Below are 20,768 nucleotides of genomic sequence, written 5' to 3'. Positions count from 1 at the left end.
CGCGATGCCTCGCAAGATCGATCTCGAAGCCCTGTGCCAGGAAAAGGGCCTGCGCATCACCGAGCAGCGTCGCGTCATCGCGCGCGTCCTGTCGGAAGCGGACGACCACCCCGATGTCGAGAAGGTGTATGAGCGTGCCTCCGCGATCGATTCCGGCATCTCGATCGCGACCGTGTACCGCACCGTCCGGCTGTTCGAGGAAGCCGGCATCCTCGACCGGCACGACTTTGGCGACGGCCGCGCGCGCTACGAGCCGGCGCCCGAGGCGCATCACGACCATCTGATCGATGTCGAGACCGGCAAGGTCATCGAATTCGTCGACCCCGAGCTGGAACAGCTGCAAAAGCAGATCGCCGAGCGGCTGGGCTTCCGCCTGGTCGATCACCGCATGGAATTGTACGGCGTCAGTCTCGACCGGAAGGCGTAGGGCGCGGCGCGCACAATGTCGGTTGTGCCGACATTGAGACGCGCAAGCCCGGCCGGCGGGCCTGCGGCCCGTCCGACGACGCGGCTTCGCCGCGGCGTATTGCCCGTAGAATCGCGCTCGTGACGTCACCCTCACCCTTCCCACTCGCTTCGCGAGCGGGCCCCTTCCCTCTCCCGCCGGGAGAGGGAGGGAGCGGCGAATCCGCGGAAGGGTGAGGATAACGCCATGAGAAAATCTCCCATCATTGCCCGCCTCCGAATCGCCGCCCGCCTCACCAAGATGGCGGTCGCGCTGATCGTCTCGCTTCCCCTGCACGGCGTATGGCGGCTGTTCCGTCTGCGCTCGCCCTGGCCGCCGATCTTCCTCGGCTGGATCGCCCGCGCCGCGGGTGCGCGCATCCGCATCGTTGGCATCCCGCTGACACGCGACGTGCTGCTGCTGTCCAACCATGTCAGCTGGCTCGACATCCTCGTCATCGCCGGATCGAGCGGCAGCGCTTTCGTCGCCAAGGGCGAGCTGGCCGACAATGCCGTGCTAGGCTGGCTGTGCCGGCTCAACCGCACGATCTTCGTCGATCGCGGCGACCGGCTGGGCGTGGCGCGCCAGGTCGAGAAGCTGCGCGGCGCGCTGTCGGCCGATCATCCCGTCACCATCTTTCCCGAAGGCACCACCGACGGCGGCGGCACGCAGTTGCTGCCGTTCAAGGCAGCACTGATCGCCGCGATCGACCCGCCGCCGGCGGGGCTGAGCGTCCAGCCGGTCTTCATCGACTATGGCGTGGCGACGCCCGACGTGGCGTGGATCGGCGTCGAGCCGGGCGCGGACAATGCGTTGGGCATCCTCGCCCGGCCCGGGCGCCTGCCGGTGACGGTGCGCTATCTTGACGCCTTCGACCCCGCCGGCATGGGCCGCAAGGCGGTCGCCGAACGTGCGCGGAGCGCGGTGCTTGCGGCGATGGCGGCGCGCTGAGCCTGTCCTCGACCCGTATTTTCGGTTAAGCGCCTGCGCATCATGTCCAACCCCAAGACCTTTCACGTCAAGTCGTTCGGCTGCCAGATGAACGTCTACGACGGCGAGCGCATGGCCGAAGCGATGACCGAGGCCGGCTATGCCGCCGCGCCGGACGAAGGCGCCGCCGACCTCGTCGTGCTGAACACCTGCCACATCCGCGAAAAGGCGACCGAGAAGGTCTATTCCGACATCGGCCGCATGCGGAAGGCGAAGCCGGACCAGATGATCGCCGTCGCCGGCTGCGTCGCGCAGGCGGAGGGCGCGGAGATCGTCCGCCGTGCCAAGGTCGATGTCGTCGTCGGCCCACAGGCCTATCACAACCTCCCCAAACTCGTCGCCGATGCCGCCGCCGGCACGCCCGCGCTCGATACCGACATGCCTTTGCTGTCGAAATTCGGCGCGCTGCCCGCCCGCCGCCGGGTCGGCCCGTCGGCGTTCCTGACGGTGCAGGAGGGGTGCGACAAATTCTGCACCTATTGCGTCGTACCGTACACGCGCGGTGCGGAGATCAGCCGGCCGTTCGCGGCGATCGTCGAAGAGGCGAAGGCGCTGGTCGATGCCGGCGCGCGCGAGATCACGCTGCTCGGCCAGAACGTGAATGCGTGGGCGGACGACGCCGGAAACGATGGGCGCGACCTGGGCGCACTGATCCGCACGCTCGACCGCATCCCCGGCCTGTCGCGCATCCGCTATACCACCAGTCACCCCAACGACATGACGCAGGGGCTGATCGACGCGCATCGCGACGTCGAATCGCTGATGCCCTTCCTCCACCTGCCGGTGCAGTCGGGCAACGACCGCATTCTTCAACGGATGAACCGGTCGCATACCCGCGACACCTATCTGCGGGTCATCGACCGCGTCCGCGCCGCGCGCAGCGACATCGCGCTGTCCGGCGACTTCATCGTCGGCTTCCCCGGCGAAACCGAGGCCGAGTTCGCCGATACGCTGTCGCTGGTCGATGAGGTCCGCCACGCCAGCGCATTCAGCTTCAAATACAGCCCCCGCCCCGGCACCCCCGCCGCCGATATGGCCGACCAGGTGCCCCAGGAGGTGATGACCGAACGTCTCGCCCGCCTGCAGGCCGCGCTCGGCCGCGATCAGGCTGCGTTCAATGCCGCGACGGTTGGGCAACGCTGCACGATCCTGATCGAACGCGCGGGCAAGCGCCCGGGCCAGATGCTCGGCAAGTCGCCGTGGCTGCAATCGGTGATCGTCGAGGACGGCCCCGCCATCGGCAGCCTGATCGAGGTCGACATCGTCGCCGCCGGGCCGCTGTCGCTGGTCGGTGTGCCGGTACTGGCGCAGGCGGCGTGACCGCAGCCGTCGACCGGGCCGCCCCGGTCGCAGGCACCGACCGCAGCTATCTGCGCGCCTATACGATGCTCGCGTGCGTGATGCTGTTCTGGGCCGGCAACGCGATCGTCGGGCGGCTGGTGCGCGACGACGTACCACCGGCGACGCTTGGCTGGCTCCGCTGGACGGGCGCGTTGCTGCTCCTGCTGCCGTTCGCGTGGCGGCATCTGGCGAACGACTGGCCGGCACTGCGGCAGGGGTGGCGGCGCGTGCTGCTGCTCGGCCTGCTCGGCGTCGCGAGCTTCAACACGCTCTATTATCTGGGCCTGCACGATACGACTGCGAGCAACGGCCTGTTGCTCCAGGCGCTGATCCCCGGCCTCGTGCTGATCGTCGATCGTATCCTGTTCGGCATCCGCGCCGGCCCGATCGTCATCCTCGGCGTGGTGCTGGCGACGTGCGGCGTCGCCGTGATCGTCTTCCGCGGCGATCCGCACCTGCTGTCGGGCTTCGCGCTCGGACGTGGCGATGCGACGATCCTTGGCGCTTGCGTCGTATGGGCCTTCTACACCAGCCTGCTGAAGACCAAGCCGGCGGCCAGCCCGCTTGGCTTCCTCGCCGCGACGATGGCGGTGGCGGTCGTCGCACTCGCGCCGGTCGCGCTCGCCGAGCATTTCGCCGGCGCGCACATCCGCTGGAGCGGCACCGTGCTCCTCGCTATCGCCTATGTCGCCGTCCTGCCGTCGCTCGTCGCCTATTTGCTGTTCAACCAAGCGGTAGCGATGGTCGGCGCAGGCGCGGCGGGACAGGCGATCAACCTGATGCCGCTGTTCGGCGCACTGCTGGCGGCGGGATTGCTGGGGGAGGCGCTCCACCCCTTTCACGCCGCCGGCATGGCGTTGATCCTCGCCGGGCTCGTCACCGGCGTGGCGGGGATGCGGCGGTCTAGAGCTTGACCTCGCCCTGATCCTCGCCGTCCCAGTAATGCACGCGGTCGGCATGGACGCGGATCAGCACCAGCCCCGGCGTATCGACGCCCTGTTCGAACCAGCGGTCGAGATCCTTCACCCAATGCGCTTCGAACGTGGCCTTGTCGCGAATGATCTCGGCCTTGCCTTCCGCCGCGATGAAGATCGGCGGCTTGCCGAGCAGACTGGAATTGCCGTGCAGCGTCAGTCCGACGTTGGGATCGCGACCGATGTCCTGCACGGTCAGCGTATCGTCCATCGAAAAGAACCAGCTATCGCCATCATAGTCGACGTCGCGATTGTTGCTCATCGGACGCGCGGCGATGCCGCCGTCGGTCGTCTTGGTCGACAGCATCGTGAAATCGATGTCGCGCATGATCTCGGCGAGGTCGGACAGGGTCTTGGTCATGGGAAGCTCTCCTTGAGCGCGACAAGCGAGCGGGCGCGCGGTCGGTTCCCATGTTGCGCGGCCGCCACGCGCTCCCCAAATCTCGGGGAGCGGCGAATTGCCCGCTATCCTCGCCCCGTGCCGTCTGCCACCTTGGTCGGCGGACCTCAGACCCAGGAGTCGAATTGAGCCGCAAGCCCGTCCCCGCCCAGTCCGGCGAACGCAGCCGTGCCGAAGTCCTCTTCGATCGCCCCGAACTGCTGCCGCAGCTGTTCGGCGAATATGACACTAATCTCGTCGCGCTCGAGAACCGCCTTGGCGTCTACATCACCGCGCGGGGAAACCGCGTGCAGGTGGAGGGGACGGCGGAGCAGGTGGCGCTGGCGCGCGACGTGCTGAAAGGGCTCCACACGCGCATCCTGCAGGGGCAAGACATCGATCCCGGCATGGTCGACGCGGTCATCGCGCTCGCCGCGCAGCCGACGCTCGACGGCATCATCTCGGCCGATCGCGGCCACGGCATTCCGCCGATCATGATCCGCACGCGCAAGAAGACGATCGTGCCGCGCACCATCGCGCAGACGCATTACATGCGCGAACTGATCGCTAACGACATCATCTTCGCGCTGGGGCCGGCGGGCACCGGCAAGACCTATCTGGCGGTCGCGCAGGCGGTGTCGCAGCTCATCACCGGTAGCGTGCAGCGGCTGATCCTGTCGCGCCCGGCGGTGGAAGCGGGCGAGAAGCTCGGCTTCCTGCCCGGCGACATGAAAGAGAAGGTCGATCCCTATCTCCGCCCACTCTACGACGCGCTGCACGACTGCCTGCCCGCAGAGCAGGTCGAGCGCCGCATCGCCAGCGGCGAGATCGAGATCGCACCGATCGCCTTCATGCGCGGCCGCACGCTCGCCGATGCCTTTATCATCCTCGACGAGGCGCAGAACACCACGCCCGCGCAGATGAAGATGTTCCTCACCCGCTTCGGCGAGGGCAGCCGCATGGTCGTGTGCGGCGACCCGAAGCAGGTCGATCTGCCCGGCGGCGTGGCGGGGTCTGGTCTTGCCGACGGCGTCGCGCGGCTGGAGGGGATCGAACGGATCGCCGTCAGCCGCTTCACCGCCGCCGACGTCGTTCGCCACCCCATCGTCGGCCGGATCGTCGAAGCCTATGAGGGTACGGACGCTTGAAGGCGGGGATATACCGGCGTATATCCTTCCGCTGAAGGAGTGCGGTGATGGCGTCGCTGTACATCAAGGATGAAGAGACGGCTGCGTTGGCGGCCGAGGTAGCGCGACGGCTCGGCACGACCAAGACCGAAGCTGTGCGGACGGCCTTGCGCGAGAAGAAGGCGACCTTCGCACCGGAGCGCGGGAAGCAGGATATGGTCGCATGGCTGAAGGACTATCAGCGCCGCAACCCATTGCCACCATTCGATGGCTTTGTCGCCGACAAGGCCTTTTTCGACCGGCTGGCGGGCGATGAGGATGTGGAAGACTGTCCCCGCCCATGACGGCATTCGTCGATGCATCGGTGATCGTTGCCATCCTGAATGGCGAGGATGACGCGCTGGATCAGGTCAGCCGGCTGGGCGCAGCGGACGCTCCGCTAACGTCACCCATCGCCGTCTGGGAGGCGACCGTTGCCGTGGCGACCCGTCGGCGTGAACCGCCAGCGGCCGCCTCGACCCGCGTGCGAGAGCTACTGACGGCGATCAACGCGAAGCTCGTTCCGATTGAAGAGGCCGAAATGCAGCAGGCGATCGAAGCCTATGGACGGTATGGCAAAGGCCACCACCCGGCGCGGCTGAACATGGGCGACTGCTTCGCCTACGCCTGCGCGAAGACGAATGGTGCGAAACTGCTCTACAAGGGCGACGACTTCAGCCACACGGATCTCGCATGATCGATGTTGCCGTCCTCCCCGAAGCCCCCTGGTCCGACGAGACCGACTGGGAAGCCCTCGCCACCCGCGCGGTCGTCGCCGCGATCGAGCGGACGCCGCAGGCGGATTGGCTGACGCAGCCAGTCGAGATCGAAGTCGCCGTGCGCTTGACGACCGACGACGAGGTGCAGGTGCTCAACCGCCAGTATCGTGGAAAGGACAAGCCGACCAACGTCCTGTCCTTTCCGATGGTGCAGCCGGACCTGCTCGACGCGGTCAGCCAGGGGTCGGACGATGGCGAGGTGCTGCTGGGCGACATCGTCCTCGCCTACGGCGTCTGCACCGCTGAGGCGGCGGAAAAGGGCATATCGGTCGAGGATCATGCCACGCACCTGATTGTCCACGGCACCCTGCATCTGCTAGGCCATGACCACGGCACCGATGCGGACGCCGGGGTGATGGAGGGGCTGGAGCGTGATGCGCTCGCCGGCCTCGGCATCGCCGATCCCTATCTGACCGACCCCCATCCGACTGGCGAGGACTGACACGCATCTCATGGCCGAGGACCGAAGTCGCGCCGGCAACGGCGACTCCGAAAATGGCAGCATATGGAAGGGTCTGCGGACCCTGATCTTCGGCGACGAGAGCGCCGAGACGCTGCGCGACCAGCTGGAAGAGGTGATCTCCGCTCACGACGACGAGAAGCGCCCGATCGCGGGCGATCTCGCACCGATCGAGCGGCAGATGCTGAAAAATCTGCTCCACTTCGGCGAGCGCGACGCGGGCGACATGGGCGTGCCGCGCGCGGACATCGTCGCGGTCGAGGAATCGACGCCCTTCGCCGATGTCGTGGCGCTGTTCGCCGACGCCGGACACAGCCGCCTGCCGGTCTATCGCGAAAAGCTCGATACCATCGTCGGCATGCTTCATATCAAGGACGTGTTCGCGATCCTCGCGACCGGCGCCGAGCCGCCGGCGACGATCGCCGCACTGATTCGTCAGCCGCTGTACGTGCCGCAGGCGATGGGCGCGATCGACCTGCTGGCGCAGATGCAGTCGCGCCGCACCCATCTCGCCATCGTGCTCGACGAATATTCGGGCACCGAAGGACTCATTACGATCGAGGATCTGATCGAGGAGATCGTCGGCGAGATCGAGGACGAACATGACGAGGCGCCCGAGGCGCTGCTGACACCGCTCGACGGCGGCGCCTGGGCGGCCGACGCCCGCGCCGAGCTGGAGGACATCGCGCTGACAATCGATGCCCGATTGGCCGAGGTGGAGGAGGATATCGACACGCTCGGCGGCCTCGCGGTCGTGCTGGCCGGCCATGTCCCGGCCGCGGGCGAATGCCTGGTCCACCCGAGCGGCTGGACGATCGAGGTCGTCGAATCCGATGCCAAGCGTGTGGCGAAGCTGATCCTGCATCCGCCTAAGCCGACGCCCGAAGGCATCGACGACGTCTAACGAAAGATTGATCGCCAAATGCGATCAACGGCTTCGCAAATTCGCGTTTCCTCGATCACTGAAGCTGTATTACGACGTTCTGGTACGCCGTTTCATCGCGACCGGCTTGGGCTAGGCCCTACCGACTGTCATGAAATCGTGTTTTTATGCCGATCGCATTCGCAGACCTTCATGCTGTGACGCGGCGGTTTCGACTGGAGAACAAGTGTCATGGACGCCATTACCGAAGGCAGCCCGATCAACGATCCGAACAAGCAGCCCGCCGCTATGCGCTCGCTGCTCGGGCGCACCGCGCGCGACTGGTGGCCCGACACGCTGCCGCTGGAAATCCTGCAGGCCGACGGCCTCACCGCCAACCCGATGGGCGAGGATTTCGACTATCGCGCCGCGTTTCAGGGCATCGACTATGACGCGCTGAAGGCCGATCTGACCGCGCTGATGACCGACAGCCAGCCGTGGTGGCCGGCCGATTATGGTCACTATGGTCCGTTCTTCATCCGCATGGCGTGGCACTCGGCCGGCACCTATCGCACCGGCGACGGTCGCGGCGGTTCGTCGTCCGGCGCGCAGCGTTTCGCCCCGCTCAACAGCTGGCCGGACAACGGCAACTTGGACAAGGCCCGCCGCCTGCTCTGGCCGATCAAGCAGAAGTACGGCAAGTCGCTGAGCTGGGCCGATCTGTTCATCCTGACTGGCAACGTCGCGATCGAATCGATGGGTGGGCCGACGTTCGGCTTCTCCGGCGGTCGCGCCGACGTATTCGAGCCGCTGAAGGACATCTACTGGGGCACCGAGGAGGAATGGCTCGGCCAGACCCGCATCGACGAGGAAGCCGGCATGGCGCTGGAGGAGCCGCTCGCGGCGATCCAGCACGGCCTGATCTACGTCAATCCGGAAGGTCCGGGCGGTAAGCCCGATCCCAAGGGCTCGGCCCGCGACATGCGCGAGACGTTCGCGCGCATGGGCATGAACGACGAGGAAACCGCGGCGCTGACCGCCGGTGGCCATACGTTCGGCAAGGCGCACGGCGCGGGTGACGCGTCGAAGGTCGGCAAGGAGCCGGAAGGCTCCGACATCGCCGCACAGGGCATCGGCTGGACCTCCACCCACGGCTCCGGCTTCGGCGACGACACGATCACCTCGGGTCTGGAAGGCGCGTGGACGCCGACCCCGATCACCTGGGACATGACGTATTTCGACATGCTGCTCGACCATGAGTATGAGCTGGTGATGAGCCCGGCCGGCGCGAAGCAGTGGCAGCCGGTGGGCAACCCCGACGAGACTTTGGCCCCCGCCGCCCACACCGCGGGCAAGCGCGTGCCGACGATGATGTCGACCGCCGACATGGCGCTGAAGGTGGACCCCGCCTACAACGCCGTGATTCAGAAGTTCCGGGCGGACCCGGCTTATTTCGCCGATGCCTTTGCCCGCGCGTGGTTCAAGCTGACCCACCGCGACATGGGTCCGAAGCAGCGCTACATCGGTCCGGAAGTGCCGCAGGAAGAGCTGATCTGGCAGGATCCCATTCCGAAGGCCGATTATCAGGGCATCGACGCGTCGGACGTGCCGGCGCTCAAGCAGGCGATCGCGAACTCCGGCCTTGATGTCGCCGAGCTGGTGACGACCGCCTGGGCGTCGGCCTCGACCTATCGCAAGTCGGACCATCGCGGCGGCGCCAACGGCGGCCGCATCCGTCTCGCCCCCCAGAAGGACTGGGCGGTCAACGAGCCCGAACAGCTCGCGAAGGTGCTGTCGGTCTATGAGGGCATCAAGGCCGACTTCGACGGCAAGGGCGGCAAGCAGGTCTCGATCGCCGACCTGATCGTGCTCGGTGGCTCGGTGGGTGTCGAGGCGGCGGCGAAGGCGGCCGGCAAGACTATCGAAGTGCCGTTCACGCCGGGCCGGACCGACGCGTCGCAGGACTGGACCGACATCGAGAGCTTCGCGGTGCTGGAGCCCAAGGCCGACGCGTTCCGCAACTATCTGTCGACGCGCTTCACCGTGCCAACCGAACAGCTGATGATCGACCGGGCGCAGCTGCTCGGCCTGTCGGCGCCCGAGATGGCGGTGCTGATCGGCGGCCTGCGCGTGCTGGGTGCGAACCATTCGAAGGCCAAAGAGCACGGCGTCTTCACCGACCGTCCGGGCCAGCTGACCAACGACTTCTTCGTCAACCTGCTCGACATGAAGACGGCGTGGAAGCAGGTCAGCGACGAAAGCGATCAGGAGTTTATCGGCACCGACCGCGTGACGCACGAGAAGCACTGGACCGCATCGCGCACCGACCTGGTGTTCGGCAGCAACTCGCAGCTGCGTGCGCTGTCGGAAGTCTATGCCTTCGCCGACGCCGACGAGACTTTCGTCGCCGACTTCGTGAAGGCATGGGTCAAGGTCATGAACGCCGACCGGTTTGACCTGCTCGGCTGACGCGTTTCGCCACGCAAGGACGTTGGCGACAGACGGTCGCGGGAGTACCCCCTCCCGCGGCCGTTCTTCTTTTGAGCCCCTCCCTCGTGAAGGGAGGGGTTGGGGTGGGTGGGCTGGCGAAAGGCGTGACGCTCGCCCCACGTCCACAGACCCCCGGCCCGTCCCTTCACAAGGGAGGCGAACAGGAAGTCGAGGACAGTGGTCATTGCCCTCGCCCCCACCCCGCCCTAGTCTCGCCCCATGCGTCGCTATATCCTCATCGCCCTCGGCCTCATCGTCCTGATTGCCGCCGGGGTGTTGTTCTACCTCACCCGCCCCGACCGCGCGCGCCTGCCCGAGGATGCGGTGATGGGGGTGCGGCCCAACATCACGCCGCCGCGCAGACAGTGGATCCCCACGGTCGGCGTCGCCGATGCGGTCGGGTGGCAGGGCGGCGCGAAGCCGACCGCCGCACCGGGGCTGCAGGTCGCGGCGTTCGCCACCGGCCTCGATCACCCGCGCTGGCTCTATCGCCTGCCCAACGGCGACGTGCTGGTGGCCGAGACGAATTCGCCCAAGCGTGAGGGCGGCGGCATCACCGGGCGGGTCATGAACCTGCTGATGGGCAAGGCCGGCGCCGGCGTTCCCTCCGCCAACCGCATCACGCTGCTCCGCGATGCCGACGGCGACGGGGTGGCGGAGGTGAAGACGCCGTTCCTGACCGGGCTCAACTCGCCGTTCGGCCTGACGCTGGTCGGCGACTGGCTGTACGTCGCCAACACCGACGCGCTGGTGCGCTTCCCCTATACCGCCGGTGCCACGAAGATCACCGCTGCGGCAGAGAAGGTCATCGACCTGCCCGGCGGCGGCAATCACTGGGCGCGCAACGTCGTCGCCGCACCGGGTGGCCGCACGCTCTACGTCAGCGTCGGCTCGTCCTCGAACATCGGCGAGAACGGCATGGATGCGGAGCGCCGCCGCGCCAACATCCTCGAGGTCTATCCCGAGCAGAAATACGTTCGCATCTATGCCGCCGGCCTACGCAACCCCAACGGCATGGCGTTCGAGCCCAGGAGCGGGCGGCTGTGGACGATCGTGAACGAGCGCGACCAATTGGGCTCCGACCTGCCGCCCGACTATATGGCTGCGGTCGATCTCGGCGATAACTTCGGCTGGCCCTGGTATTATTGGGGCGGCTATCCCGACACCCGTGTCGAGCCCGCCAACCCGGCGCTCCAGCAATATTCGAAGCGCCCGGACTATGCGCTGGGCGCGCACACCGCCTCATTGGGCCTGGCCTTCGCGACCGATGCGAAGCTCGGCTCCGGCCTGTCGAACGGGGCGTTCGTGACGCAGCATGGATCGTGGAACCGAGAACCCGCCGCCGGCTACAAGATGATCTACGTCCCGTTTGGCGCCAACGGCTTCCCCGATCCGCAGGCGAAGCCGGTGACGCTGCTTTCGGGCTTCCTGAACGCCAAGGGCGAGGCACAGGGCCGCCCGGTCGGCGTCATCACCGACGCCACCGGCGCGCTGCTGGTGGCGGACGATGTCGGAAATGTGATCTGGAGGCTACGGGCGGGGTAAGTTTTACGCCTGCTGCACCGATATAAATCCGTTCGTGCTGAGCGAAGTCGAAGCACCTTATCGAGCGCAGGCCTTCGACTTAACTCAGGCCGAACGGACGAGGTCGGGGGCGGCGTACCCCCTCACTTCAACAGCTTCGGCCCCTCGCGCCCCAGCACGTCGCGGATCTTCCCCGCGAACAGCGCCAGCATCGGCGGCAGCACCACCGACAGATGCGCGCGGTCTTCGAGCACGTCGACGGTCGCCTGCGCCTTCTGCCCCATCGCCGAGACGGTGAAGCTCAGCCGGTCGCCGTCCCAGCGATTCTCGGTCACCGTGCCGCCGGGGATATAGCTTTCCAGCTTGCCGATGCCGTTCGCGATCTTCTCCCGCGCGGCGGCGCGGCCCAGCTTGTGCGGGATATCGACTTCCACCGGATCGGTCATGCGGTCACCTTCTCTTCCGTCGCGAACAGCATCGCGTCATCCTCGAACGCCTTGAACTCCAGCGCGTTGCCGCTGGGGTCGTGAAAGAACATCGTCGCCTGCTCGCCGGGCTGTCCGGCGAAGCGGACGTGCGGTTCGATCCCGAACACCACCCCCGCCGCCCGCACCCGTTCGGCGAGCGCGCGCCAGTCCGGCATCGTCAGCACCACGCCGAAATGCGGAACCGGCACATGGTGCCCGTCGACCGCATTGGCGACCGCGACCGGCTTCGCGGCGGAATCGAGGTGCGCGACGATCTGATGGCCGTAGAAATCGAAGTCGATCCACTGGTCCGACGACCGCCCCTCCCTGCACCCCATCACGGCGCCATAGAAGGCGCGCGCGGCGGCGAGATCATGGACGGGGAAGGCGAGATGGAAAGGGCGGAGGGTCATGGCGGCTTTGTACGCATTTGGGTGAGGAAGCAGAAGGGAGATGGTTCACGCAAGGCGCGAAGGCGCAGAAGTCTCTCGATTGCCGCGACAGCGACTTTCACCTCCTGCTGGAGATTCTGGTCTCGTTGACGCGAGACGATGACCACCAGCCCAATCACCGCGTCTCCGCGTGCACCCCTCCATTCTTACCCCCCTTCGCGACTTCGCGTGAACCAACGTCATTCCTTCCAGCCATCTGGCGCCTCCCCCTCCCCACCCGCTAAAGCCGCTCCGAGATGCCCATCCTCCTCCCCATCATCCTCGGCGCGATCGCCGCGACCGGGTTCGCGCCGCTGGACCTGCTGCCGCTGACGATTCTCGCCTTCGCGGTCTGGCTGAAGCTGGTGCACGACGCGCCGACGCGCGGGCGGGCGATGCTGACGGGCTGGTGGTTCGGGGTCGGCCATTTCACCATCAACAACAACTGGATCCAGCACGCCTTCGACTATCAGGATCGCATGCCCCCGGTGCTGGGCTATGGCGCTGTGGTCGGGCTGGCGCTGTACCTGGCCATCTATCCGATGCTCGCCGCCGGGGTCGCGTGGCGCTTGGCCAGCCCGCGCAGCCGGGGCGACGCGACGACGCCGATGGGGGCGTCGTTCGTGCTGGTCGCCGCCGCGGCGTGGCTAACGGCGGAGTATCTGCGCGCTACCGTGTTTACCGGCTATGCGTGGAACCCGATCGGCACCACCTGGCTGGCGTGGCCGGCGATCGCGGGGGGCGCACGCTTCGTCGGCGTCTATGCGCTCGGCGCGCTGCTGATCGTCGCGGCGGGCGCGCTCGCGCTGCTTCTGCAGCGGCGCTGGGCGACGTTCGCGGGCGTGGCCGTCGTCCTGACCGGCCTGTCGGTCGCCGACCATCTTCGCGCCCCGCCCCCGCCCCCCGGCCCGGCGCTCGTCCGCGTCGTGCAGCCGAACATCGAACAGCGGATCCACGTCACCCCCGAAAGCGCCGCCGACGCCGTCCGCCGCATGGTCGCTTTGTCCGGCCGCCCCGGCGCGACGCCGCGCCTGTTGCTCTGGCCGGAGGGGTCGGTCGATCCTTATCTGGAGGATGGCTATCCGCCCGACTGGTACTGGCGCGGCTCGCCCTATCTCACCCGCCTCGCCATCGCGCGCGCGCTGGGGCCGCGCGACATCGCGCTGGTCGGCGGATCGTCGCTGGCGTTCGATGCGCAGGGCGAGATCGTCGATGCCGGCAACTCGGTCTTCGTCGTGACGCCCGAAGCCACGCTCGCCGGCCGCTACGACAAGGCGCATCTGGTGCCCGGCGGCGAATATCTGCCGATGCGATCGATCCTCCAGCCGCTCGGCCTCTCCCGCCTCGTCGCGGGCGACGTCGACTTCCGCGACGGCCCCGGTCCGCGCACCCTCGCCATCCCCGGCTTCCCGGCGGTCGGCATGCAGGTCTGCTACGAGGTGATCTTCTCCGGCCAGGTCGTCGATCCCGCCCGCCGCCCGGCCATTCTGTTCAACCCGTCGAACGAGGCGTGGTTCGGCAGCTGGGGCCCGGTCCAGTTCCAGGCGCAGGCGCGGATGCGCGCGATCGAGGAGGGGCTGCCCGTGCTGCGCTCCACCCCCAACGGCGTGTCGGCAGTGATCGCCGCCGACGGCCGCATCCTCGCACAGATTCCGCGCTACAAAGCCGCCGCGATCGAGCTGCCGATGCCCGTGGCCTATCCGCCGACCTTGTTCGCCCGCGCGGGCAACTGGATGGCGGTGCTGACGGTCGCGCTGCTGCTGGGGCTCGCGGTGGTGTCGCGCCGCCGTCGTTGACGCGCGCCCGCGCGGCTTCTATCGGCGCATATAAGGATTTCTTTATATCCGGGCATGGTAACGGCCCGGTAGAAGTCGCCGTCTCTTTTCTTTCGCAGAGGATTCCCATGCGTTCCAGCTATCTCTTCACGTCCGAATCGGTCAGCGAAGGCCATCCCGACAAGGTCGCCGACCAGATTTCCGACGCGATCGTCGATCTGTTCCTGTCGAAGGACCCGGAGGCGCGCATCGCGTGCGAGACGATGACGACGACCCAGCTGGTCGTGCTCGCGGGCGAGATCCGCGGCAAGGGCATCATGGACGAGGCCGGCAACTGGGCCGAGGGCGTGCGCGAAGAGGTCGAGAAGACCGTGCGCGATACGGTCAAGCGCATCGGTTACGAGCAGGACGGCTTCCACTGGGAGAGCTTCCGCTTCGAAAACAACCTGCATCCGCAGTCGGCGCACATCGCGCAGGGCGTCGATGCCTCGGGCAACAAGGACGAGGGTGCCGGCGACCAAGGCATCATGTTCGGCTATGCCGCCGACGACACGCCCGACCTGATGCCGGCGACACTCTACTACAGCCACAAGATCCTCGAGCAGATGGCCGCCGACCGCCACTCGGGCGCGGCGCCTTTCCTCGAGCCGGACACCAAGAGCCAGGTGACCCTGCGCTACGAGGGCAGCAAGCCGGTCGCGGCGACCGCGATCGTCGTCTCGACCCAGCATGGCAAGGGCTATGACCAGGGTGAGAAGGAAGCCGAGCTCCACGCCTATGTGAAGAAGGTCATCGCCGGCGTCATCCCCGCCGAGCTGCTCAGCGACGAAACCGTCTATCACATCAACCCGACCGGCAGCTTCGAGATCGGCGGGCCGGACGGCGACGCCGGCCTGACGGGTCGCAAGATCATCGTCGACACCTACGGCGGTGCCGCCCCGCACGGCGGCGGCGCGTTCTCGGGCAAGGATCCGACGAAGGTCGACCGCTCGGCTGCCTATATCACCCGCTATCTGGCGAAGAACATCGTCGCCGCCGGCCTCGCCCAGCGCGTCACGATCCAGCTCGCCTATGCCATCGGCGTGTCGAAGCCGCTGTCGCTCTACGTCGACACGCACGGCACCGGCACGGTCGGCGACGACAAGATCGAGGAAGCGATCGGCAAGATCGAAAAGCTCGGCGGCCTGACCCCGCGCGGTATTCGCACGCACCTCGGCCTCAACAAGCCGATCTACGCAAAGACCGCCGCCTACGGCCACTTCGGCCGCAAGGCGGAAGGCGACTTCTTCCCATGGGAGCGCACCGACCTGGTCGACGACCTGAAGGCCGCTCTGGCGGCGTAACACCGACTTGCCGCCGTCGCGGGCGGCGGTCATGGTGGCGTCCTCGCTCGGAGGGGACGCCAAACATGCCGAAGATCGCAGCACTGATCGCGGGCGCCCTCCTGACCGGAGCGGCGCCCGTCTTCGCGCAAGGACCGCAGCCCAAGCTGGTGGTCGTGTCCGCCGACGCACCCTTCGCCCATACCAATTCGAAACTGACCCTGCCGCCCACGCTGCTCGACCTGCCGCGCACCCGCGTGCTGGAGATCGAGGCACCGCAACTCGATATCGCCGCCGAATATATGCGCGGCGACACCGTGCTGACCGTCTATCTCTATCGCAGCACCGCCGGTTCGGTGCCGGTCTGGTTCGACCGCGCACGCTGGGCGATCGAGAACCGGCCGGTGTACGGCACGCCTACTGCTGCCGTGGCACCGACGCCGATCGCCCCGCCGCGTGGCAACGTCGCCAGCGGGCTGCTCGCATCATGGTCGCTGGCCGGCAGCGTCTATCGCGGGACCGCGCTGGCGATCCTGCCGCAGGGCGAATGGCTGGTGAAACTGCGCTATTCGTCAAAGACCGACGACGGTGCCGCGTCCGCCGAGAAGCTTCGCACCGCCATCGCCGCGCTCGGCTGGCCCGACGATGCTCCCGCCGCCCCAGCCGCGCTTCCGATGGCGGATTGCACCACGCGGATCGCTTTCGCCGACACGACGACCTCGTTGCCACCCGACATGAACGCCATGCTGCTGGGCGCGCTCGGCAGTGTCGCGGCATCCTCGTCGCGGGCGAAGTCAACCGATAGCCCGGCCCCGCGCTGGTGCCGCGATCCGGCGACCGTGCCGATGGGCGGCGTGTACCGCGCAAACGAATCGACCGATTCCTATCTGCTCGCGCTGTCTGATGCGGGACGCGGCATCAGCGTGTATCCCAGCATCGCCTCGCAGGTCGGCGCGGAGATAAACAAGAAGCCGCGCGTCACGACATGGTCGGTCGACCTCGCCACGCCCGGTCGCGACCTCATCTTCCCGTTGCAGGACAAGCTGCCGTCGCCGACCCGCGCGCTCGAGCTGCTGCGAGGCCAGCCCATCTCCAGCGCGACGACATGGGGCGAAAAGCGCACGGTGACGATACCGACGAAATAGACTGCGGCTAAGGGAGGGCGAGGGGCGTCGGGATCGGATCCGGCACCGATCGGGTCACGTCCTGCAACGCGCGCACCGCCCGATCGACCAGCCATTCGCTCACCACGCCGATGATCGCCCCCACAGCCACGTCGCTCGCATAATGCTTGCCGGTCGGCAGCTGGAGCGCGCCTGCGCCGATCGCTGCCGCCGCCAGCCCGGGTGTCGCATCCGGAAACACCCGCGCCGCCGCCCGCGTCACCGCGACGGCGCCTGCGGTATGGCCGGATGGGAAGCTGCTATAGTCATGCGACCGGTCGTCCCCCGCTTCCAGCTTGTAGCCGTGGCCCTTCTTCACCGAATGCGGCCGCGTGCGGTCGATGCTGCGTTTCAGCACCTCCTTCGCCCCCGTTGCGAGCAGATGGCTGGCGAGCATCCGCGCGCCCGCCTCCACCAGACCACGGCGCCGCAGGATCAGCCCGAGCACGCCGGTCGCCACCGACAGTGCGATCAGCGGCGGCTGGTCGGCGAGTTCCGCGACCGCCCCCGCCGCGCGCATTACGGGCGTGTCCTCCTTTTTGGACGCGCGTCGGCTGAGCGTCCGGTCGGCCCGGTGCAACGTCTTCGCGGTCTTCTTGGTGGTCGCCATGCCCGTTCAACAGACGGCAGCCCCCACGGTTGCGATGCCGCGCATCGCGCCCTACACGCGCCGCCTGCCATGATCGATCCCGCCAGCCACCGCCAGCTCTACGGCCGCCGCCAGGGCCACAAGCTGCGTACCGCCCAGTCCGCGCTCGTCGAGGACCTGCTGCCGCGCGTTTCCGTCCCCGACAGCGGCCCGATCGATGCGGCTACCCTGTTCGGCGATGACCGCCCGCTCGAGCTGGAGATCGGCTTCGGCGCCGGCGAGCATCTCGCCGGGCAGGCGCTGATGCGGCCCGATCACGGCTTCATCGGCTGCGAGCCGTTCCTGAACGGCGTCGTCGGCGCGCTGCTGCACATCCGCGACGAGAGCTTGACGAATGTGGCGCTGCACATGGGCAACGCCATCGACGTGATCGACCGCCTGTCCGACGCCAGCCTGTCGCGCCTCTACCTCCTCCACCCCGATCCCTGGCGGAAGCAGCGGCACGCCAAGCGCCGCATGGTCAATGACGGCCCGCTCGACCTGATCGCCGCGAAGCTGAAGCCCGGCGCCGAGTTCCGCCTCGGCACCGACGACCCGACCTACTGCCGCCACGCGATGATGGTGATGGCCCGCCGCCGCGACTTCGTGTGGCAGGCGGAAGATGCGTCGGACTTCCTCACCCGCCCCGACGACTGGCCCGAGACCCGCTACGAACGTAAGGCGCGGCGGCAGGGGCATGAGGTCTGGTACTTCCGCTACCTCAGGGTTTAGCCGCCGGGCGCCCGCCGTCATCGGCACCGATCCGGGCTGCTACGAGAGCAAGCACCGCCGCGCCCCCCGCCGCGATCCAGAGACCGATCAGGCCGAGATGCGGATAGGCCAGAGCACCCGCCAGGCCGCCGGCCACCAGCCCGAGCCAGAGCAGCAGATACGGCACCCACGCCATCCGGTCCCCACCGAGCAGCGCCGCCGTGATCCGCTGGCCGAGCTTGACCAGCGTGCCGGTCATATAGGTCAGCCCGATCTGCACCTCGCCGTCGCGTTCGAAGATGGCATTCTCCGCGCCCATCGCCAGACCGGCGGCGACGATCGCGGCGTGCGGCGATCCGACGTACGCAAGACCGGCGGCGAGCGTGAGCAGTGCCGTGACCAACGCCAGTACCGCCGAACGACGGTGACGTCCGGCGACATGCCCGGTCACCGATCCGGCGATCACGCCGAGCAGGAACACGCCGATCAGCCCCGCGGCCACCGCCGCTGCGGCAGACCCTTGCGCCAGCCCGACGCCGAGCCGGGTGGAATTGCCGCTCATGAACGATACGAAGAAGCCGCCCAGCGACAGGAATCCGATCGCATCGACATAGCCCGCCAGCGCGGAACAGCCGATGGCCAGCGCCCGGATGCGATTGTCGTAGCGGATCATACTTAAACCATAGCGCCCTCCGGCGCCCGAAGTGAACGGCCCGTAGTATTGCGATATCAGGCCGTGACGGCGCGGAACCGACGCCACACGACGACGGGTACGGCCACGACGACGAACAGCATCAGCGCGCCGTAGATCCAGACGTCCGCGGTGCGGTGCTGATGTGACGCGATCGCGATCAGGCACGGCACCGCCACGAACGGCGTCACCTTCGTTGCCCACTACAGTGCCGGACCCCATGGCCCATCGAACCGGCTGGCCCGGTCACGCGACAGGAGGATAATCGTGGCGATGACCTTGATGCCGAGCGACACCACCACTGCCCAGCTGAGCGCATCGACGATCGTCGCAAATCCGAATGTCAGCATGTCCGCTCAGCCCCGGCCGCGTGCCGCGTCAGGGCAGCGAGTTCGGCAAACAACGGCTCGTCGATCGTCTTGAAATTGAAGCACGTCTTGCCTTGCCGCCGTTTCGACAGCCGCTCCGACAAACCCTCGCCCAGCGTAGGATCAGCGTAGAGCGGCATCAGGTGATAGGCGACGTAGCTTTCTTGGTCGTCACCGTCCCAAACCAGCCGGCCTGCCCGGTCTTCGGATCGGTCCGGTGCGTCCGCACCACGAGATTGCCCGGCTCGTCCACCGCAACGCTCTGACCAACGGCCGCTTCCAGCATGATCGCACGTAGTCGGGCATGGACGCCCGCGAAGCCACTGTCGTCCGCCATATCGCCCCTCGTCGCCGTCGACAGAGGATACGTCGTGCAACGCCACTCGCCAATCGTCGATCGCGCGGGCGGCGTCCCCAATTCGGCTCGCGTAAGGATCGGGCGCAGTCGAGCGAAGACGTCTTTGCCGACAGCGGGCGTTGCCCCACCGCGCCCACCCCCCTACGCTGTCCCCATGTTCTTCGACCCCCGCCTGTCCACCGTCGCCGCGACGATCCAGATCGCGATCGCGCCCGTGTTCCTGCTGGCGGGCATCGGCGCGATCCTGAACGTGCTGGCCGGGCGGCTCGGCCGGATCATCGACCGGGTCCGCGCGCTGGAAGCACTGCACCCGCGCTCGACGGGGCCGGAGCACGACCGCCATGTGTGGGAACTGCGCATCCTCGACCGGCGGATCAGCGTCATCAACTGGTCGCTCGGGCTCTGCGTGGCGAGCGCGGTGACGGTCTGCGTCGTCGTCGCGCTGCTGTTCGTCGCGCGGCTGGTGAACCTGCACATCGGCCAAGCGGTCGCCATCCTGTTCATCCTCGCGATGATCCTGCTGACGCTCGGGCTGATCTTCTTCCTGATCGAGGTGCGCGTATCGCTCCGCGCGATCCACGTCCGCGCCGAACTGCTCGAGCGCGAGCGGCGGTGAGCCCGCACGCCGAAAAACGCGCGCTGCAAATCGCGCTGTCGCTCGTCCTGATCCTGCCCTTCACCGCAGCGATCGCCGGCATCACCGCGGGTCCGAAGTTTCTCGGCCATCCGCCGGTCGTCCCGACCGATCTCGACAGCCACTTCCGCTACATGGCCGGTATCTTCCTCGCGATGCTGCTGCTCTACGTCAGCTGTATCCCCGATATCGAACACAAGGGCCCGCGCCTGCGCCTGCTGGCGTTCCTGACCGTCCTCGGCGGCCTGTCACGGCTTGTCTCCCTGACGACGGCGGGGGTGCCGTCGATTGGGCATCAGATCGGGCTGGTGATCGAACTCGGCATCGCGCCGGCGATGGTAGTTTGGCAGGCGAGGGTGGCGCGGCTTTATGAGTAAACTTACCCTGCGCTATGAATATGATCGCAGTTTTTTCGACGCGTCGGCAATCAAAGACGATTTTGGCCGCTTGTCGGTGGATGTCGAAACCGATCGCATATCGGTCAGAGGCGGTTTCTGGGTGCAGTGGCAAGATGTTGTAGAACTAGGCGAAGATATGCACGCCTTTCCCATTACCGACGGCGCACCCATCAGAGCGCAGTGGGGCTTTGATCAGCAGGAAGGCGATGACCTTATCCTGCTTCTGGAAATCACGCCTGCGGATCGCCGTGGAAATCTAAAGGTCCGTTTCGAGGTCGCGGACGATTACGACCCATCCGTAAGAGCGCGGGGATACTTCACGACGAATTACCGTGATGTCGAAAAATTCCGTGTCGGCATCGCGCATCTGATGGCTCGTGAAACTACGGAGGCTATGTTGGTCGGTCAGTAG

At 67.2% G+C, this 20,768-nt stretch carries 27 protein-coding genes; 18 read left to right on the top strand and 9 right to left on the bottom strand.

Translation table 11 applies throughout. The features are described 5' to 3' along the window. Positions 1 to 4 precede the first annotated feature (4 nt). The 4 genes from ACX40P_RS02465 (at position 5) to ACX40P_RS02450 (ending at position 3,690) form a co-directional block, all read left to right on the top strand. Positions 5 to 427 carry a Fur family transcriptional regulator gene (locus ACX40P_RS02465; protein WP_459124701.1) on the top strand — a complete coding sequence of 141 codons (423 nt, stop codon included), beginning with the start codon at positions 5 to 7 and terminating at the stop codon, positions 425 to 427. Between the two features lie 225 nt (positions 428 to 652). After that, positions 653 to 1,396, top strand: a complete 744-nt coding sequence (locus ACX40P_RS02460; protein ID WP_459124700.1) for a lysophospholipid acyltransferase family protein — start codon at positions 653 to 655, stop codon at positions 1,394 to 1,396. Positions 1,397 to 1,438: 42 nt separating this feature from the next. Further along, positions 1,439 to 2,755 carry a tRNA (N6-isopentenyl adenosine(37)-C2)-methylthiotransferase MiaB gene (miaB, locus tag ACX40P_RS02455; protein WP_459124699.1) on the top strand — a complete coding sequence of 439 codons (1,317 nt, stop codon included), beginning with the start codon at positions 1,439 to 1,441 and terminating at the stop codon, positions 2,753 to 2,755. Continuing rightward, positions 2,752 to 3,690: a DMT family transporter gene (locus tag ACX40P_RS02450; protein ID WP_459124698.1), complete on the top strand. Its 939-nt coding sequence runs from the start codon at positions 2,752 to 2,754 to the stop codon at positions 3,688 to 3,690. Before miaB ends, ACX40P_RS02450 begins: the two co-directional genes overlap by 4 nt. Here ACX40P_RS02450 and ACX40P_RS02445 read toward each other — a convergent pair. After that, positions 3,680 to 4,111 (bottom strand): pyridoxamine 5'-phosphate oxidase family protein, encoded by a 432-nt coding sequence (locus ACX40P_RS02445; RefSeq protein ID WP_459124697.1) that lies wholly within the window; start codon positions 4,109 to 4,111, stop codon positions 3,680 to 3,682. The genes ACX40P_RS02450 and ACX40P_RS02445 overlap by 11 nt on opposite strands. 164 nt (positions 4,112 to 4,275) lie before the next feature. Between ACX40P_RS02445 and ACX40P_RS02440 the strand changes: the two genes are divergently transcribed. The 7 genes from ACX40P_RS02440 to ACX40P_RS02410 all read left to right on the top strand — a co-directional run bounded on the left by ACX40P_RS02440 (position 4,276) and on the right by ACX40P_RS02410 (position 11,431). Next, positions 4,276 to 5,277, top strand: coding sequence for a PhoH family protein (locus ACX40P_RS02440; RefSeq protein ID WP_459124696.1), 1,002 nt, complete (start codon positions 4,276 to 4,278; stop codon positions 5,275 to 5,277). Positions 5,278 to 5,324: 47 nt separating this feature from the next. Further along, entirely contained in the window at positions 5,325 to 5,600 is a 276-nt protein-coding gene (locus ACX40P_RS02435; RefSeq protein ID WP_459124695.1) for a type II toxin-antitoxin system VapB family antitoxin, read from the top strand. Next, on the top strand, positions 5,597 to 5,992 hold the full coding sequence (locus ACX40P_RS02430; protein ID WP_459124694.1) for a type II toxin-antitoxin system VapC family toxin: 396 nt from the start codon (positions 5,597 to 5,599) through the stop codon (positions 5,990 to 5,992). Before ACX40P_RS02435 ends, ACX40P_RS02430 begins: the two co-directional genes overlap by 4 nt. Continuing rightward, positions 5,989 to 6,516 carry an rRNA maturation RNase YbeY gene (gene ybeY, locus ACX40P_RS02425; RefSeq protein ID WP_459124693.1) on the top strand — a complete coding sequence of 176 codons (528 nt, stop codon included), beginning with the start codon at positions 5,989 to 5,991 and terminating at the stop codon, positions 6,514 to 6,516. Before ACX40P_RS02430 ends, ybeY begins: the two co-directional genes overlap by 4 nt. 10 nt (positions 6,517 to 6,526) lie before the next feature. After that, the gene (locus ACX40P_RS02420) at positions 6,527 to 7,438 is read left to right on the top strand and encodes a hemolysin family protein (protein ID WP_459124692.1); all 912 of its coding nucleotides are present in this window, start codon (positions 6,527 to 6,529) and stop codon (positions 7,436 to 7,438) included. Positions 7,439 to 7,648: 210 nt separating this feature from the next. Then, positions 7,649 to 9,865, top strand: coding sequence for a catalase/peroxidase HPI (gene katG / locus ACX40P_RS02415; RefSeq protein ID WP_459124691.1), 2,217 nt, complete (start codon positions 7,649 to 7,651; stop codon positions 9,863 to 9,865). A gap of 240 nt (positions 9,866 to 10,105) precedes the next feature. Then, the gene (locus ACX40P_RS02410) at positions 10,106 to 11,431 is read left to right on the top strand and encodes a PQQ-dependent sugar dehydrogenase (RefSeq protein ID WP_459124690.1); all 1,326 of its coding nucleotides are present in this window, start codon (positions 10,106 to 10,108) and stop codon (positions 11,429 to 11,431) included. A 122-nt stretch (positions 11,432 to 11,553) separates the two neighbouring features. Here the strand turns inward: ACX40P_RS02410 and ACX40P_RS02405 are convergent, their stop codons facing one another. Together ACX40P_RS02405 and ACX40P_RS02400 are read right to left on the bottom strand one after the other, a co-directional pair. Continuing rightward, positions 11,554 to 11,856: a polyhydroxyalkanoic acid system family protein gene (locus tag ACX40P_RS02405; protein WP_459124689.1), complete on the bottom strand. Its 303-nt coding sequence runs from the start codon at positions 11,854 to 11,856 to the stop codon at positions 11,554 to 11,556. Continuing rightward, entirely contained in the window at positions 11,853 to 12,290 is a 438-nt protein-coding gene (locus ACX40P_RS02400) for a VOC family protein (RefSeq protein ID WP_459124688.1), read from the bottom strand. Before ACX40P_RS02400 ends, ACX40P_RS02405 begins: the two co-directional genes overlap by 4 nt. A gap of 275 nt (positions 12,291 to 12,565) precedes the next feature. Here ACX40P_RS02400 and lnt point away from each other — a divergent pair, with 275 nt between their 5' ends. The 3 genes from lnt to ACX40P_RS02385 all read left to right on the top strand — a co-directional run bounded on the left by lnt (position 12,566) and on the right by ACX40P_RS02385 (position 16,550). Beyond that, complete coding sequence (gene lnt, locus ACX40P_RS02395; RefSeq protein ID WP_459124687.1) at positions 12,566 to 14,104, top strand: apolipoprotein N-acyltransferase; 1,539 nt, start codon at positions 12,566 to 12,568, stop codon at positions 14,102 to 14,104. A gap of 107 nt (positions 14,105 to 14,211) precedes the next feature. Then, a complete protein-coding gene (gene metK / locus ACX40P_RS02390; RefSeq protein WP_459124686.1) occupies positions 14,212 to 15,426 on the top strand; it encodes a methionine adenosyltransferase in 1,215 nt (404 codons plus the stop codon). Positions 15,427 to 15,491: 65 nt separating this feature from the next. Beyond that, positions 15,492 to 16,550, top strand: coding sequence for a hypothetical protein (locus ACX40P_RS02385; RefSeq protein WP_459124685.1), 1,059 nt, complete (start codon positions 15,492 to 15,494; stop codon positions 16,548 to 16,550). Positions 16,551 to 16,557: 7 nt separating this feature from the next. Here the strand turns inward: ACX40P_RS02385 and ACX40P_RS02380 are convergent, their stop codons facing one another. Continuing rightward, positions 16,558 to 17,178 (bottom strand): phosphatase PAP2 family protein, encoded by a 621-nt coding sequence (locus tag ACX40P_RS02380; protein WP_459124684.1) that lies wholly within the window; start codon positions 17,176 to 17,178, stop codon positions 16,558 to 16,560. Positions 17,179 to 17,247: 69 nt separating this feature from the next. Here ACX40P_RS02380 and trmB point away from each other — a divergent pair, with 69 nt between their 5' ends. After that, a complete protein-coding gene (gene trmB / locus ACX40P_RS02375; RefSeq protein ID WP_459124683.1) occupies positions 17,248 to 17,928 on the top strand; it encodes a tRNA (guanine(46)-N(7))-methyltransferase TrmB in 681 nt (226 codons plus the stop codon). Here the strand turns inward: trmB and ACX40P_RS02370 are convergent. The 5 genes from ACX40P_RS02370 to ACX40P_RS02350 are packed head-to-tail and all read right to left on the bottom strand — an operon-like array spanning position 17,918 to position 19,303. Further along, positions 17,918 to 18,580 carry a YoaK family protein gene (locus ACX40P_RS02370; protein ID WP_459124682.1) on the bottom strand — a complete coding sequence of 221 codons (663 nt, stop codon included), beginning with the start codon at positions 18,578 to 18,580 and terminating at the stop codon, positions 17,918 to 17,920. The two genes, trmB and ACX40P_RS02370, sit on opposite strands and share 11 nt — an antisense overlap. 56 nt (positions 18,581 to 18,636) lie before the next feature. Then, entirely contained in the window at positions 18,637 to 18,789 is a 153-nt protein-coding gene (locus ACX40P_RS02365) for a hypothetical protein (RefSeq protein WP_459124681.1), read from the bottom strand. 12 nt (positions 18,790 to 18,801) lie between these two features. After that, positions 18,802 to 18,948, bottom strand: coding sequence for a hypothetical protein (locus tag ACX40P_RS02360; RefSeq protein WP_459124680.1), 147 nt, complete (start codon positions 18,946 to 18,948; stop codon positions 18,802 to 18,804). Further along, a complete protein-coding gene (locus ACX40P_RS02355) occupies positions 18,942 to 19,106 on the bottom strand; it encodes a hypothetical protein (protein WP_459124679.1) in 165 nt (54 codons plus the stop codon). The genes ACX40P_RS02360 and ACX40P_RS02355 overlap by 7 nt, the downstream gene beginning before the upstream one ends. Then, positions 19,106 to 19,303, bottom strand: a complete 198-nt coding sequence (locus ACX40P_RS02350) for a hypothetical protein (protein ID WP_459124678.1) — start codon at positions 19,301 to 19,303, stop codon at positions 19,106 to 19,108. Before ACX40P_RS02350 ends, ACX40P_RS02355 begins: the two co-directional genes overlap by 1 nt. A gap of 175 nt (positions 19,304 to 19,478) precedes the next feature. Here ACX40P_RS02350 and ACX40P_RS02345 point away from each other — a divergent pair, with 175 nt between their 5' ends. The 3 genes from ACX40P_RS02345 to ACX40P_RS02335 are packed head-to-tail and all read left to right on the top strand — an operon-like array spanning position 19,479 to position 20,768. Then, positions 19,479 to 19,940: a DUF2721 domain-containing protein gene (locus tag ACX40P_RS02345; RefSeq protein WP_459124677.1), complete on the top strand. Its 462-nt coding sequence runs from the start codon at positions 19,479 to 19,481 to the stop codon at positions 19,938 to 19,940. Beyond that, positions 19,937 to 20,335: a DUF4345 domain-containing protein gene (locus ACX40P_RS02340; protein WP_459124676.1), complete on the top strand. Its 399-nt coding sequence runs from the start codon at positions 19,937 to 19,939 to the stop codon at positions 20,333 to 20,335. The genes ACX40P_RS02345 and ACX40P_RS02340 overlap by 4 nt, the downstream gene beginning before the upstream one ends. Beyond that, on the top strand, positions 20,328 to 20,768 hold the full coding sequence (locus tag ACX40P_RS02335; protein WP_459124675.1) for a hypothetical protein: 441 nt from the start codon (positions 20,328 to 20,330) through the stop codon (positions 20,766 to 20,768). The genes ACX40P_RS02340 and ACX40P_RS02335 overlap by 8 nt, the downstream gene beginning before the upstream one ends.

The sequence above is a fragment of the Sphingomonas sp. RS2018 genome (assembly GCF_054489605.1).
This window is presented reverse-complemented; position numbering and strand designations above follow the sequence as displayed.